Genomic DNA, 13,172 nt, shown 5'->3' on the forward strand with positions numbered 1-13,172 from the left:
TTAGTCTCGTGGGCTCGGAGATGTGTATAAGAGACAGCGGTTGAGGTGATCTAATGTTTCAAGCGATCTCCAATATGTGGCGCGTAGCTGACATTCGTCGGCGCATTCTCTTTACCTTGGCATTGGTTATCGTGTTCCGGATCGGAGCACATATCCCGGTGCCGATGGTAAACACGGAAGTGTTCAAGATTGACCAGAATGGTATTCTTGGTTTCTTGAACTCGTTCGGCGGGAATGCTTTGCAGAATTTCTCACTCTTTGCGATGGGAATCATGCCGTATATCACGGCCTCGATCGTTGTCCAACTCTTACAGATGGACGTTGTTCCAAAGTTTGCCGAATGGGCAAAACAAGGAGAGGCGGGCCGTAAGAAGTTAGCAACGGTAACGCGCTATGGAACGATCGTACTCGGCTTAGTCCAAGCGTTTGGAATCGCGCTTGGATTTAACCGTATCTACCCAGGTCTTGTCGACGAACAGTTCGGCACCTGGACATACGTTATGATTGCACTCGTATTGACAGCGGGAACAGCATTCTTGATGTTCATCGGTGAACTCATCACGGAGAAGGGCATTGGTAACGGGATATCAATGATCATCTTCGCTGGGATCGTCGCGGGCTTCCCGAATGCATTCCGCCAGATTTACGAAACGAAGCTCCAAAATGCAGGGGATGCTTTGTTTGTAAACGTGCTTTATATCGTACTCTTGCTTTTAATCATCATCGCGGTCATCGTCGGAGTCATCTATGTTCAGCAAGCTGCACGTAAGATTCCGATTCAGTACGCTAAGCGTACGGTGAACCGGACACCAGTTGGCGGTCAATCGGCACACTTGCCGATCAAATTGAACGCTGCCGGTGTTATTCCAGTCATCTTCGCGGTGTCGTTCATGGTGACGCCACCAACGATTGCGAGTTTCTTTGCAAGTCCGGAGACGGCAACGAAGATCCGTGACATTTTCGACTATACGAGTCCAATCGGTATGTCGATCTATGTGGCACTGATCATCGCGTTCTCGTACTTCTATACATTCGTTCAGGTTAACCCGGAACAAATGGCAGAGAACCTTCAAAAACAAGGCGGATACATTCCTGGTATTCGTCCTGGTAAGCAAACGGAGCAGTACATCACGAAGATTCTATACCGTCTGACATTCTTCGGTTCACTCTTCCTCGCTGTCATCGCGGTGACGCCGACATTCTTTATTAAGTTTGCTGGCTTACCGAACTCGGTGCAGATTGGTGGAACGAGCTTGTTGATCGTCATCGGTGTAGGACTAGAGACGATGAAACAGATTGAAAGTCAATTGGTTAAACGACACTACAAAGGCTTTATCCGATAAGGCGGGAGGAAGGGGACCATCCCTTTCCTTTCTGTTGTGTCTATAGAGCTATAGAAGTGGAGGCTACCGACATGAATCTAGTATTGATGGGTTTGCCGGGTGCTGGTAAAGGAACGCAGGCTGCGAAAATCATCGAAGACTATGCGATTCCCCACATCTCGACAGGCGACATGTTCCGCGCGGCGATCAAAGATTCAACGCCACTCGGACAAGAAGCGAAATCATACATGGATAAAGGGGAACTCGTTCCGGACGAAGTCACAATCGGCATCGTACGTGAGCGTCTCGCCAAAGAAGACTGTGCAAATGGTTTTCTCCTTGACGGTTTCCCACGCACAGTGAAACAAGCAGATGCTCTTGAAGCATTACTTGAAGATCTGGGCAAACAAATTGATCACGTCATCCACATCGGTGTAGACCCGGAGAAACTTGTCCCTCGTTTGACAGGTCGCCGGATTTGCCCAACTTGCGGAGCAACGTATCATGTTCTCTACAACCCACCAAAAGTGGAGGGGATCTGTGATATCGACGGATCAGCACTTGTACAACGTGAAGATGACCAAGAGGAGACAGTACGTCGTCGCTTGGAAGTCAACGTCGCTCAAGCGCAACCTTTGATTGACTTTTACGCAGAAAAAGGGTATCTTCGTAATTTGGACGGTGATCGTCCAATCAACGATGTATATTCCGATGTTCAGGCACTCCTTGGTGATCAGTAATGATCATCACGAAAGCGCCGCGTGAAATCGACATCATGCGTAAAGCAGGACAAATCGTCGCCCGGACGCATAAGGAGCTTCAAGCTCACATTCGCCCAGGTATCACGACGGGGCAACTCGACGCGATCGCTGAACGCTATATTCGAAGTCAAGGGGCAACACCATCGTTTAAAGGGTATAATGGTTTCACGGGTAGCATCTGTGCTTCCGTGAACGAAGAGCTTGTCCATGGTATTCCGGGAGATCGTGTACTTCAGGACGGTGACATCATCTCGATTGACATCGGAGCAGAGTACAATGGGTATCACGGAGATTCAGCCTGGACATATCCGGTAGGTACAATCTCTGAAGAGACGAAGCGGTTACTTGACGTAACTGAAGAATCTCTGTATAAAGGATTGGAGCGCGCCAAAGCTGGCGTGCACCTGACAGATATTTCGCATGCGATTCAGTCACATGTTGAAGCTGCGAATTTTTCTGTAGTCCGCGAATATGTGGGCCACGGCGTGGGACAAAATTTGCATGAAGATCCGCAAATTCCACATTATGGACCACCGGGGAAAGGGCCGCGCCTGAAAACCGGCATGACACTGGCAATTGAGCCAATGGTCAACGTCGGGAAACGCTATGTTCGCACACTATCCGACAATTGGACGGTAGTGACGGTGGACGGTAGCATGTGCGCCCACTTTGAGCACACCATCGCCATCACAGACGACGGCTACGAGATCTTAACGGTCGATGCAGAGTGAGCTGTGCGCGTTATTGGTGTCACCTTTCTATAAGCCAGTATCCACTCGTGTTTGTGACCGATGATCTCTCAATGGCTCTTGTAGAAAGCCCCTAGCGCTACAAATCGTCTGGGCTCCCAATCAACTTTATAGAGAAAGGGGTATAATTGATGGCGAAACAAGATGTAATCGAAGTGGAAGGTACGGTTATCGAGCCGCTTCCAAACGCGATGTTTAAGGTGGAGTTAGAAAACGGCCACACGGTCCTCGCGCACGTCTCAGGAAAAATTCGGATGCACTTCATTCGGATCTTGCCAGGAGATAAAGTAACGGTTGAGTTGTCACCATACGACTTGACTCGCGGACGGATCACATACCGTTTCAAATAAAAACTCCGATTTTTTCAGGAGGAGGTATTCACAATGAAAGTAAGACCTTCGGTTAAACCGATCTGTGAAAAATGTAAAGTTATCCGCCGTAAAGGCAAAGTAATGGTTATTTGCGAAAACCCTAAGCATAAACAAAAACAAGGGTAATTAAACAAGGAGGTGCACACATGGCACGTATTGCTGGTGTAGATATTCCACGTGAGAAACGCATCGTCATCTCACTCACTTACATCTATGGTGTTGGTAAAACGACTGCTCAAAAAGTCTTGAAAGAAACTGGTATCTCTGAAGATACTCGTACTCGCGACTTGACTGAGGAACAATTGAACCAACTTCGTGATGGTTTAGACAAAATCAAAGTTGAGGGTGACCTTCGTCGTGAAATCTCACTCAACATCAAACGTTTGATCGAAATCGGTTGCTACCGTGGTGTTCGTCACCGTCGTGGTCTTCCAGTTCGTGGTCAAAACACTAAAAACAACTCGCGTACTCGTAAAGGCCCACGCCGTACAGTAGCGAACAAGAAGAAGTAAGGGAGGGTAAACTAAGATGGCAAAACGCAAACAGAACGTTCGTAGTAAACGTAAAGTCAAAAAGAATATTGAATCTGGTATCGTGCATATCCGTTCAACATTCAACAACACGATCGTTACGATCACTGATATGCAAGGGAATGCAATCTCTTGGGCAACTGCAGGTAACATGGGCTTCAAAGGCTCACGTAAATCGACTCCTTTCGCTGCACAAATGGCATCTGAAACAGCTGCTAAAACAGCAATGGATAACGGTATGCGTACTGTAGAAGTTAACGTTAAAGGTCCTGGTGCAGGTCGTGAAGCAGCTATCCGTGCTCTTCAAGCGATCGGTCTCGAAGTTACTGCAATCCGTGACGTTACTCCAGTACCACACAACGGTTGCCGCCCTCCAAAACGTCGTCGCGTGTAACCCGTCTTGTACTGCAGAGCGGGGATTCGAGTAGACTTTTGTTGATCGTTTGACCAAGCAAGGCAGTAGAAACGTGCACAAGGCGGTTGGCGATTGAACGCGATGGCCAACATGACGATATTCAAGGAGGGGTTCAGATGATCGAAATCGAAAAACCGAAGATTGAAACGATCGAGTTAAGCGAGAATGCTACGTTTGGTAAATTCGTAGTTGAGCCGCTTGAGCGTGGATTCGGTACAACGCTTGGTAACTCATTGCGTCGTATCCTATTGTCTTCACTTCCGGGTGCTGCAGTCACTGCAGTCCAAATCGATGGCGTTCTTCATGAGTTCTCGACGATTGATGGCGTTGTAGAAGACGTTACCCAAATCATCTTGAACCTTAAGAAACTCGCCCTCAAAGTGTACTCGGAAGAAGAGAAAACGCTTGAGATCGATATTCAAGGCGCTGGTGTTGTCACTGCTGCGAACATTACGCATGACAGCGACGTCGAAATCCTCAACCCAGAACTTCACATCGCAACGCTTGCAGAAGGTGCATCACTTCATATGCGTCTGACAGCACGCCGTGGTCGTGGGTATGTTCAGGCTGAAGATAACAAACGGGACGATATGCCAATCGGTGTCATCCCAATCGACTCGATTTACACGCCAATTCAACGTGTAAATTATCAAGTTGAAAAAACACGTGTCGGTCAAGATGCGAGCTTCGATAAGTTGACGCTAGATGTTTGGACGGACGGTTCAATCCGCCCTGAAGAAGCAGTGTCACTCGGTGCGAAAATCATGACAGAACACTTAAACATCTTTGTTGGTCTTACGGACGAAGCGCTCCATGCTGAAATCATGGTCGAAAAGGAAGAAGATCAAAAAGAAAAAGTACTCGAAATGACGATCGAAGAACTCGATCTCTCAGTTCGTTCGTACAACTGTTTGAAACGCGCTGGTATCAACACGGTTCAAGAACTCGCGAACAAGAGCGAAGACGAGATGATGAAAGTCCGTAACCTCGGACGTAAATCACTCGAGGAAGTTCAAGCGAAACTCGACGAACTCGGACTAGGCTTGCGCAAAGAAGACTAATACTATTAATTGCACGAAGGAGGGAATCCATCCATGGCATACTCGAAATTAGGCCGTACAAGCTCACAACGTAAGGCACTTTTGCGTGACCTTGCGACTGATCTCATCATCAATGAGCGTATCCAAACTACAGAACAAAAAGCGAAGGAACTTCGTCCAGTCGTAGAGAAACTCATCACTTTAGGTAAACGCGGTGATCTCCACGCTCGTCGTCAAGTTGCATCGTTCGTTCGCCGTGAAGCTGCTGGTCAAAACGCAGAGGGCAAAGCACAAGACGCGATCCAAAAATTATTCGCTGATGTGGCTCCACGTTTTGCTGAGCGTCAAGGTGGTTACACACGCATCATGAAAATGGGACCACGTCGTGGTGACGGCGCAGAAATGGTCATCATCGAACTCGTTTAATCCTCATTAAATGATTCGCCATAAAAGGGCAGTGCGTATCCCGCTTCTGCCCTTTTGCTACAAAATGAAAGTATTGATTTGATGAAGGAGGAGAGATCATGGACAAGCTGATTGAACTGGAACAGGTCACCTATCGGTATCCGGAACAGGAGCAAGCAGCCCTACACGAGGTCTCTCTGACGATTCGTTCAGGTGAATGGGTCGCCATCGTTGGTCACAATGGCTCTGGAAAATCAACGCTGACGAAATTGTTTAATGGATTGTTGTTACCGGAGACAGGGACCGTTACGGTTGCTGAGCGCTTTTCAAGTGCGAATCCGGAACAACTGTGGGAGATGCGTCGAGCGATCGGCATCGTCTTCCAAAATCCAGATAATCAATTCGTTGGCACGACCGTGCGCGACGACGTGGCATTTGCTCTAGAAAACTGGGGTGTGCCACGCGAGGAAATGGTTCGTCGTATCGACGACAGTCTAGCGCGCGTTGGCCTTACGGATTTTGTTGATCGGGAACCCCATCAACTATCCGGCGGACAGAAGCAGCGTGTCGCAATCGCTTCGGCGCTTGCGATGCGCCCTGATGTTCTCGTGCTTGATGAAGCCACATCGATGCTTGATCCATTAGCACGACAAGAGGTCATGTCGACCGTTCAGGAACTCCATGCGACTCACCCAATGGCGGTCATCGCGATTACACACGAATTAGACGAAGTATTACGGGCTAGTCGTGTCATCGTCATGGATGCCGGGAAAATCGTATTAGAAGGATCCCCTCAGGAAGTCTTTCGTCATGCATCGTTCTTAGAAGACATCGGACTCGATGTTCCATTCGTTGTTCGGGTACAAGAACGTTTACGGGCGCAAGGTCTCTCACTCGAGGAGACGATACTAGATGAAAGAGAATTGGTGAACCGTTTATGCCAATCTTAATCCAGGAATTAAATTATACGTATCAACTCAATAGTCCGTTCGAACGAGTCGCGCTGCGTGATGTGAATCTTGAGATTCCGTCAGGGGCGCTTGTTGCGTTTGTAGGGCACACCGGATCCGGGAAATCGACGCTCGTGCAACACATCAATGGGTTGCTCAAGCCGACAGCGGGGAAGGTACAAGTCGATGACATCATCGTCGAACCGAAGAAAAAACAAGATCTCAAGCCATTAAGACGTCGCGTCGGGCTTGTTTTTCAATATCCGGAATATCAATTGTTCGAAGAGACGGTCTTAAAAGATGTCATGTTCGGTCCGATGAACTTCGGTCATGACGCCGCGACCGCTGAGCAATTAGCGAAAGAGGCATTACGGACTGTCGGACTCGATGAAGTCTTTTGGAGTCGTTCGCCGTTTGACCTGTCTGGTGGGCAAATGAGGCGTGTTGCAATTGCCGGCGTACTCGCTAGTCAACCAGACGTGTTGATCGTCGATGAGCCGACGGCAGGACTCGATCCGCAAGGACGCAAGCATATGCTGAGTCTATTTGCCCGGCTCCATGCAGAGACCGGTATGACGTTGCTCCTGATCACGCACGACATGGATCAGGTGCTTGAGTATGCCGAGCGCGTCATCGTCATGGAAAACGCTCAGGTGGCGTTTGACGGGCTACCGCTTGACCTGTTTAAAGAAGAGACATTGCTCGAGCAATTCCACCTCGATCTTCCGCACGTCTTATCGCTTGCTTGGCAAGTTGCTGATCGGCGTGGATTGCAACGACCGGACATCCGGACGGAGACCGAGTTGATCGAGTGGTTGATGACGAAAGGGGTGAGCGAATGATCGTCGGACAACATATTCCCGGTCAGTCGTACTTGCACCGGTCGTCGGCACTCGCGAAGATCATCTTTGCTTTCTGCTTCATTCCGCTCGTCTTTCTCGCGAACAACGCAGCAACAAATATTTTTTTACTTGTCTTTACGTTCTTAGCACTCATGAGTAGTCGCTTACCGCTTCGTTATGTTCTAAAAGGACTGCGACCGATTTTATTCCTGATCGTCTTTACGTTCGTCATCCAGCTATTCTTCACGCGCGAAGGGGCTGTACTCTTTGAGTTCGGCTGGCTTCGGATCTACGAAGAAGGACTGCGACTCGCGATCATCGTCTCATTACGTTTCTTCTATCTCGTCTCGATCACGACACTCGTCACGCTGACGACTTCACCGATCGAATTGACAGATGCGATTGAATTATTGTTGAAGCCGTTTAAGGTCGTTCGTGTTCCGACGCATGAGATTGCTTTAATGTTATCGATCTCGCTTCGCTTCTTACCAACCTTAGCGGAAGAGACAGAGAAAATCATGAAGGCACAGCAAGCACGTGGGGTTGATTTATCGGCAGGACCGATCAAGGAGCGCTTACGGGCAATCATTCCGTTATTGATTCCCTTGTTCATCTCCGCCTTTAAGCGGGCAGAGGATCTTGCGATAGCGATGGAAGCGCGGGGATACCGTGGAGGAGAGGGACGGACACGTCTACGGGAGTCCAAGTGGACGATGCGGGATACGGGTCTAATGATCCTACTCGTCCTCCTGACGATCAGTTTAGTAGGATTGCGAGGGATCGGGTAATGCGTCGTTTAAAATGTACGATTCAATATGACGGGACCGGCTACGCCGGGTATCAGGTACAACCAAACGGATTGACGATTCAAGAAGTGATTGAAACGACGCTTGCGCGGATGCACAAACATCCCGTCAAGATCATTGGCTCGGGACGGACGGATGCGAGAGTGCATGCCTACGGGCAAGTCATTCATTTTGATACGGAACTAGCAATTCCCCCGGAAAACGTCGTTAAGGCACTGAATACGCTCTTACCAGCGGATATTCGTGTCCGGAGCTGCGAAGAGGTCGAACCGACCTTTGAAGCGCGTTACGACGTCGTAGGGAAGGAATACCGTTATTTCGTCCGCCGCGAAGAAAATGCGTTTCGTCGGAATCTATCGGTTCATATCCCGTATCCGCTCGATCTCGAGCGCATCCGTCAAGGGATGGCCCATCTCGTCGGGACGCACGACTTCAGTTCGTTCTGTGTTGCGAAGACGGAAACGGATAACCGGGTCCGGACGATTTACGAGGCAGAGTTGATGACGATCGGTGACGAACTCGTCTTTCGGTTCCAGGGCAGTGGGTTTCTCTATAATCAAATCCGGATCATGGTCGGGACATTACTTGACGTCGGACGCGGTCGTTTTGCACCAGAGGACATTAAAAAAATGTTGCTGGCAAAGGACCGGAACGTCGCAGGCGTGACGGCGCCTCCTCATGGACTCTATCTATGGGAAGTTTTCTATCCGGAGTGAAAAAAGGCAATTGACATTGGCTATTAAAAAACATACAATGTTTATTGGCATTTCATTTATTATGAAACCACAATCTTAGCCCCGTACACCTAAGATTATGATAGATTCACCTAGTGAATAAATGAAAAATCAAAAACAGAACTTTTAATTCCTTAGGAGGTATTTTACATGCGCACAACTTTCATGGCGAAAGCTACTGATGTAGAACGCAAATGGCTCCTTATCGACGCTGAAGGTAAAACACTCGGTCGCCTTGCGAGCGAAGTTTCATCACTTCTCCGTGGTAAGCACAAGCCTACGTTCACACCACACGTTGACTGTGGGGATAACGTTATCCTCATCAACGTTGAGAAAATCGTTTTAACTGGTAACAAACTCGACAAAAAAGTCTACTACCGTCACTCTGGTCATCCAGGCGGCTTAAAGCAGACTGTTGCACGCGATATGCTTGCTAACAAACCTGAGCGCATGCTTGAACTCGCGATCAAAGGGATGCTTCCAAAAGGTAGCCTCGGTCGTCAAATGTTCAACAAACTCCACGTCTACGCTGGAGCTGCACACAAGCACGAAGCACAACAACCAGAAGTTTACGAACTTCGCGGTTAATACGAATTTAGGAGGAACTACACGATGGCAGATGTACGTTACTACGGCACTGGTCGCCGGAAACACGCGGCAGCGCGCGTTTTCCTCGTTGCTGGAGACGGTAAAGTCACAGTTAACGGTCGCGATATCAGCGAATACTTCGGTTATGAGACATTGATCATGACTGCAAAAGAACCACTCGTAATCACAGAAACAGAAGGCAAGTACGATGTAATCGTAACGGTCAAAGGCGGCGGCTTCACTGGTCAAGCAGGCGCTATCCGTCACGGTATCTCACGTGCTCTTCTTCAAGCGGATCCAGAATTCCGCGGCGCACTCAAAGCGAAAGGCTTCTTGACTCGTGATGCTCGTATGAAAGAGCGTAAAAAATACGGTCTTAAAGCAGCTCGTCGTGCACCACAATTCTCGAAACGTTAATTCTTTTCGAATCCCTCTCACCCTTGTGGTGGGAGGTTTTTTTGTGCATTGAAAAACCGCTCTCCTGACGAAGTGTCAGAACAGCGATTCAAGTCAAGACGACGGAGTGGAGCGTAATCGGTGCAATATCGTCAGAAGAAGATAGAGGATGACGATCGTCAGCGGGATGCTCCAAACAAAGAGAGATTGTATGAATTGGGTAGGTGTATGTGTCGTCGCTTGACCGACATGTCCCGTAAAAGAGGTTTCTTCACTCAAGACGGTTGCATTGTCCGGTAACTCCGTCTCGGTAGCGACAGTCGGTTGCAGCGTCAGATACAGGACGAAGCTAAGATGTAAGAGACAGGTGACGCCAAGTGTCCAAATGATGCGTTTTTTCATAGGATGCTCCTTTTGATATGAGTTAAAATCATTCTGCATTCCATAAGTATAGCGGATTTTGTTTTCGGGAACAGGAGACAAAGGGAGTGAGCATAGATGGCATTATCGATCAACTGGTTACTCGAGCGAGCGAATCGGAAGTTGAATGCTTCGGGACTGTCGCGAGAAGTCGCCAAACGGACGCAAGAGGTCATCCGGGAGATGCATGCGCAAGGGATTTATGTAGGCGTCGCACAAGGGTACCGATCCATCGCAGAACAGAATCGGTTGTACGCACAGGGACGGACACTACCGGGACCAATCGTAACGAATGCACGTGGGGGACAATCGAATCATAACCGTGGCATTGCCGTCGACCTCTTTCAATATTCCAAAGACGGTACACAAGCGCTGTTTCGAAACGACCAAAGCTTTCAAAAGATTGTTGCTGCGATGAAACGACGTGGATTTTCTTGGGGTGGGGACTGGACGAGCTTTAAGGATTATCCACACTTTGAATTACTAGGAGTGTCTGAAGAAACGACGAATCGCTCTCGTGCGATCGTTCCGTATCCAGGTCGTCCGTTGTATCAAAGGGCAGCCAATATGAATCCGCGGGATATCGAACGGATCCAACGTGCAGTCAAAGCAACCGTGACTCGGCGCTTTGATGCAGAGACGGCTCAGAAGGTGCGTGCCTATCAAACACGTCAAGGACTTGCCGTTGATGGTGTCGTGGGTCCTCGTACATGGAACCGAATGTTCTAAAACGAGCGAATGATCGAGTAAAATGATGAAAACCGACACTGGACATGGAAAAGTCATCCTTTCCGGTGTCGAAATGTGCAAGCGCTCTCTTATTTTTGTTATACTAATAAGGATTAAATCGAACGTTTTCAGGGGGAAGGCACTATGTTGAATGAACAAGAAATTCGCGAGGTAGTCGGAACGCTCGTCGATCCGACGATTGACCGCCCGCTTGCAGATACGAACGGCATTCGTGACGTCCGGATTAAAGGTGATTATGTCAGTCTGAAAATCGCTTTAGCTCAATCTGGTTCTGGGGAGCAACTCGTGCTCCAACAGCAAATCGTCAAGGAACTGAAAGAAAAAGGATTCAAGACAGTGGGACTCCGTTTTGAGGCACTCGGTGATCACGGAATTCAAGCAGCTACGACACCATCAATTCTCAAACCAGAATCTGGTACGACGTTCATCGCGATCGCTTCTGGTAAAGGGGGCGTCGGGAAATCAACGGTTTCCGTTAACTTAGCAGTCGCCCTCGCACGAGCAGGGAAGAAAGTCGGGTTGATTGATGCCGATATCTACGGCTTTAGTGTTCCAGACATGATGGGAATCGAAACACGTCCGACTGTCGTGAACGACCGAATCGTTCCACCAGAACGCTTTGGCGTTAAAGTCATCTCAATGGGCTTCTTCGTCGAAGATAATGCACCAGTCATCTGGCGGGGACCAATGCTCGGGAAGATGCTCAACAACTTCTTCGCAGACGTCGAATGGGGCGATCTCGATTACTTGTTGCTTGATCTTCCACCGGGGACAGGAGATGTCGCACTCGACATTCATTCGATGCTCCCGAGCTGTCAGGAAGTCATCGTCACGACACCTCACGCGACAGCCGCTTTCGTTGCAGCACGAGCAGGAGCAATGGCAATCAAAACGAACCATCGTCTCCTCGGAATCGTCGAGAACATGGCGTACTTTGAAAGCAAAGTGACAGGCGAAAAAGAATATGTCTTCGGTAGTGGGGGCGGAGAGAGGTTGTCAGAAGCGTTAAAAACCGATATTCTAGCTAAGATTCCACTTGGACAACCATATGCGAACGATGCGGACTTCGCCCCATCGATCTATCGCGATGATCATCCATTTGAGACGTACTATAATGAACTCGCCACGCGTGTCATCGAAAAAGTAGAGGGATAAGAATGAAGATTAAAGGATTTTTGAAGCTGTTTTGGATGACGCTCCTAATCGGAACGCTCGCCGGCTTCGTGTTTAACTTGGTAGCAGAACCTGGATATATCCGAAATCAATCGATTAGCGGATATGTGACGGCTCTCTCCTACAGTAGTACGTGGACAGCCATCAGTTTGATGGGATTCTTCTCGTACTTGATCTTACACCGCGTCGGACTCGATTTATTCCGCGGCGCAAAGCTTTGGAACCGTGTCCAGGTCGTCTTGATCGCATTTGCACTATTTGATGGTGTCTATCTACGCGGATTAGCATACGGCTTTGATAAGACGAGCCTTTATATTGGTGAGATGGTCGTCTTGCTTTTAATTGCATTCTTAGTCGCGCGGACGAAAGCACGGGAAACGAACTTTACAGCGTTCATTCCAACATTGTTCCTCATGACAGTCATCACGTTGATCGAATGGGTACCTGCTTTGCAGGCAACACAAGATAAGCGGATGTTATGGGCGGCGCTTGCGACACTTTTAATCTGTAATGCGTATCAGATTCTAATGCTGCATCGCTTGCAAGAAAAGCCGGCTTCTCAAGGACAATCGCAAAAACAGGCGTAACGAAAAAGACCCGCGAACGGGTAGTGTTTTACCGGTTCAAGCGGGTCTATCTTTTTTCTAAAGTTTTTTTAGAAAAACAGTTGACGAAAAAAACAAGAGTTGATATATTAATACATGTCGCTGAGGCACACGCCAAACGCGAGCGTCACAGACGAAAAAAACTTCAAAAAAGTAATTGACATCACATATTACTTTACTGTAAGATTTAAAAGTCGTCAAATGACATATTGGACTTTGAAAACTGAACGATGAGGCAAAAAACGTATTCTACGGAATACAAAAACGAATGAAGCGCAAGCTTCGTCAATCGTGACTTCGGTCACACAACGAGCA

19 protein-coding genes are annotated in these 13,172 nt (G+C 48.4%); 18 read left to right on the forward strand and 1 reads right to left on the reverse strand.

Going from position 1 to position 13,172, the window contains the following annotated elements:
• Positions 1 to 53: 53 nt before the first annotated feature.
• The 15 genes from secY (at position 54) to rpsI (ending at position 9,930) form a co-directional block, all read left to right on the forward strand.
• Complete coding sequence (gene secY, locus F8N00_RS10000) at positions 54 to 1,343, forward strand: preprotein translocase subunit SecY (RefSeq protein WP_023466642.1); 1,290 nt, start codon at positions 54 to 56, stop codon at positions 1,341 to 1,343.
• Between the two features lie 71 nt (positions 1,344 to 1,414).
• Entirely contained in the window at positions 1,415 to 2,062 is a 648-nt protein-coding gene (locus F8N00_RS10005; protein ID WP_023466643.1) for an adenylate kinase, read from the forward strand.
• A complete protein-coding gene (gene map / locus F8N00_RS10010) occupies positions 2,062 to 2,814 on the forward strand; it encodes a type I methionyl aminopeptidase (protein WP_023466644.1) in 753 nt (250 codons plus the stop codon). The genes F8N00_RS10005 and map overlap by 1 nt, the downstream gene beginning before the upstream one ends.
• A gap of 149 nt (positions 2,815 to 2,963) precedes the next feature.
• Positions 2,964 to 3,182 carry a translation initiation factor IF-1 gene (gene infA / locus F8N00_RS10015; RefSeq protein WP_012369032.1) on the forward strand — a complete coding sequence of 73 codons (219 nt, stop codon included), beginning with the start codon at positions 2,964 to 2,966 and terminating at the stop codon, positions 3,180 to 3,182.
• 33 nt (positions 3,183 to 3,215) lie between these two features.
• Positions 3,216 to 3,329, forward strand: a complete 114-nt coding sequence (gene rpmJ, locus F8N00_RS10020; protein WP_003156543.1) for a 50S ribosomal protein L36 — start codon at positions 3,216 to 3,218, stop codon at positions 3,327 to 3,329.
• Between the two features lie 20 nt (positions 3,330 to 3,349).
• Positions 3,350 to 3,715 carry a 30S ribosomal protein S13 gene (gene rpsM, locus F8N00_RS10025; protein WP_023466646.1) on the forward strand — a complete coding sequence of 122 codons (366 nt, stop codon included), beginning with the start codon at positions 3,350 to 3,352 and terminating at the stop codon, positions 3,713 to 3,715.
• Between the two features lie 16 nt (positions 3,716 to 3,731).
• Positions 3,732 to 4,127 carry a 30S ribosomal protein S11 gene (gene rpsK / locus F8N00_RS10030; protein WP_023466647.1) on the forward strand — a complete coding sequence of 132 codons (396 nt, stop codon included), beginning with the start codon at positions 3,732 to 3,734 and terminating at the stop codon, positions 4,125 to 4,127.
• A 137-nt stretch (positions 4,128 to 4,264) separates the two neighbouring features.
• Complete coding sequence (locus tag F8N00_RS10035; RefSeq protein WP_023466648.1) at positions 4,265 to 5,209, forward strand: DNA-directed RNA polymerase subunit alpha; 945 nt, start codon at positions 4,265 to 4,267, stop codon at positions 5,207 to 5,209.
• 33 nt (positions 5,210 to 5,242) lie between these two features.
• A complete protein-coding gene (rplQ, locus tag F8N00_RS10040) occupies positions 5,243 to 5,614 on the forward strand; it encodes a 50S ribosomal protein L17 (protein ID WP_023466649.1) in 372 nt (123 codons plus the stop codon).
• Positions 5,615 to 5,712: 98 nt separating this feature from the next.
• Positions 5,713 to 6,543, forward strand: a complete 831-nt coding sequence (locus F8N00_RS10045) for an energy-coupling factor ABC transporter ATP-binding protein (RefSeq protein WP_029343095.1) — start codon at positions 5,713 to 5,715, stop codon at positions 6,541 to 6,543.
• A complete protein-coding gene (locus F8N00_RS10050) occupies positions 6,531 to 7,385 on the forward strand; it encodes an energy-coupling factor transporter ATPase (RefSeq protein WP_055966768.1) in 855 nt (284 codons plus the stop codon). The genes F8N00_RS10045 and F8N00_RS10050 overlap by 13 nt, the downstream gene beginning before the upstream one ends.
• On the forward strand, positions 7,382 to 8,173 hold the full coding sequence (locus tag F8N00_RS10055) for an energy-coupling factor transporter transmembrane component T family protein (RefSeq protein ID WP_023466652.1): 792 nt from the start codon (positions 7,382 to 7,384) through the stop codon (positions 8,171 to 8,173). The genes F8N00_RS10050 and F8N00_RS10055 overlap by 4 nt, the downstream gene beginning before the upstream one ends.
• Positions 8,173 to 8,907 (forward strand): tRNA pseudouridine(38-40) synthase TruA, encoded by a 735-nt coding sequence (truA, locus tag F8N00_RS10060; protein WP_023466653.1) that lies wholly within the window; start codon positions 8,173 to 8,175, stop codon positions 8,905 to 8,907. The genes F8N00_RS10055 and truA overlap by 1 nt, the downstream gene beginning before the upstream one ends.
• A 168-nt stretch (positions 8,908 to 9,075) precedes the next feature.
• A complete protein-coding gene (gene rplM, locus F8N00_RS10065; RefSeq protein ID WP_023466654.1) occupies positions 9,076 to 9,513 on the forward strand; it encodes a 50S ribosomal protein L13 in 438 nt (145 codons plus the stop codon).
• A 24-nt stretch (positions 9,514 to 9,537) separates the two neighbouring features.
• The gene (gene rpsI, locus F8N00_RS10070) at positions 9,538 to 9,930 is read left to right on the forward strand and encodes a 30S ribosomal protein S9 (protein WP_023466655.1); all 393 of its coding nucleotides are present in this window, start codon (positions 9,538 to 9,540) and stop codon (positions 9,928 to 9,930) included.
• A gap of 93 nt (positions 9,931 to 10,023) precedes the next feature.
• Here the strand turns inward: rpsI and F8N00_RS10075 are convergent, their stop codons facing one another.
• Positions 10,024 to 10,311 (reverse strand): hypothetical protein, encoded by a 288-nt coding sequence (locus tag F8N00_RS10075; RefSeq protein WP_035399342.1) that lies wholly within the window; start codon positions 10,309 to 10,311, stop codon positions 10,024 to 10,026.
• Between the two features lie 96 nt (positions 10,312 to 10,407).
• Here F8N00_RS10075 and F8N00_RS10080 point away from each other — a divergent pair, with 96 nt between their 5' ends.
• The 3 genes from F8N00_RS10080 to F8N00_RS10090 all read left to right on the forward strand — a co-directional run bounded on the left by F8N00_RS10080 (position 10,408) and on the right by F8N00_RS10090 (position 12,839).
• Positions 10,408 to 11,058, forward strand: coding sequence for a M15 family metallopeptidase (locus tag F8N00_RS10080; protein WP_075643134.1), 651 nt, complete (start codon positions 10,408 to 10,410; stop codon positions 11,056 to 11,058).
• Positions 11,059 to 11,202: 144 nt separating this feature from the next.
• Positions 11,203 to 12,234 (forward strand): Mrp/NBP35 family ATP-binding protein, encoded by a 1,032-nt coding sequence (locus F8N00_RS10085; RefSeq protein WP_035413182.1) that lies wholly within the window; start codon positions 11,203 to 11,205, stop codon positions 12,232 to 12,234.
• 2 nt (positions 12,235 to 12,236) lie between these two features.
• Positions 12,237 to 12,839, forward strand: a complete 603-nt coding sequence (locus tag F8N00_RS10090) for a KinB-signaling pathway activation protein (RefSeq protein ID WP_058266102.1) — start codon at positions 12,237 to 12,239, stop codon at positions 12,837 to 12,839.
• Positions 12,840 to 13,172 lie beyond the last annotated feature (333 nt).

Origin of the sequence: Exiguobacterium sp. A1_3_1 (genome assembly GCF_048985645.1) — a bacterium.
Taxonomy (GTDB): domain Bacteria; phylum Bacillota; class Bacilli; order Exiguobacteriales; family Exiguobacteriaceae; genus Exiguobacterium_A; species Exiguobacterium_A indicum.